Here is a 301-nt window from a genome sequence, read left to right as displayed (position 1 = left end):
CCGAGAAGGCCGAGCACGGTATCCTGGCAGCTTTTCAGTGCCCCCGGGTGGCGCCATGACCAGTGTCCCTTTTTAGTGTGTTCCGAATAGGCGAACAGCTGCCTTTGTGCCGCCAGGATGAAAGCCATCGTATGGTCGGCAACCTCATCGGCACCGATTCCTTGCAGGTGAGCACACAGGATACCTTTGCGGGTCGCAGCGGCGACATCGACATCATCGATTCCCACCGTGGCCTTGACGATGGCCTTGCAGCGATCCAGCTTTGCCAGCAACGTCTTGTCAACGGCCACGGAATGAAACG

At 58.5% G+C, this 301-nt stretch carries 1 pseudogene; it reads right to left on the bottom strand.

From position 1 onward, the window contains the following. A pseudogene (locus tag QN347_RS21040) lies at window positions 1–290 on the bottom strand (hypothetical protein); the annotation flags it as partial. Between the last annotated feature and the right edge of the window lie 11 nt (window positions 291–301).

This window comes from Sphingomonas sp. 10B4 (genome assembly GCF_035019905.1).
Taxonomy (GTDB): domain Bacteria; phylum Pseudomonadota; class Alphaproteobacteria; order Sphingomonadales; family Sphingomonadaceae; genus Sphingomonas; species Sphingomonas glacialis.
This window is presented reverse-complemented; position numbering and strand designations above follow the sequence as displayed.